At 36.9% G+C, this 339-nt stretch carries 1 protein-coding gene; it reads left to right on the plus strand.

All coding sequences use genetic code 11. The annotated features are described in order from the left end of the window. On the plus strand, positions 1-339 hold a 339-nt coding region (locus tag AAEZ02_RS22025), incomplete at both ends, for a histidine kinase (protein ID WP_351125107.1).

The following is a 339-nucleotide window of genomic DNA, read 5'->3' on the forward strand; positions in this document are numbered from 1 at the left end:
GATGTTAACCCGTTCAATTACCATCCATAATGCTACTGAACAACGGCAGCAACTGGCGCTACTGGAAGAACGTGCGGTCATCGCTAGAGAATTACATGATTCAATTGGGCAATTATTATCTTTTCTAAAAATTCAAGTGAGTTTATTACGTAAAAGTCTTGCTCACAGTTGTCGTAGCCCTGAAGTAGAAGGTCAATTGACAGAGATTAATGAAGGTGTCAGTACTGCTTATGTACAATTACGTGAACTGTTATCAACCTTTAGATTAACCATTAAAGAGCCTAATTTAAGTCAAGCTATTGAAGTTATGTTGGATCAATTACGTCATCAAACGAATAT

This window comes from Shewanella sp. T24-MNA-CIBAN-0130 (assembly GCF_040310185.1).
Classification (GTDB): domain Bacteria; phylum Pseudomonadota; class Gammaproteobacteria; order Enterobacterales; family Shewanellaceae; genus Shewanella; species Shewanella psychromarinicola.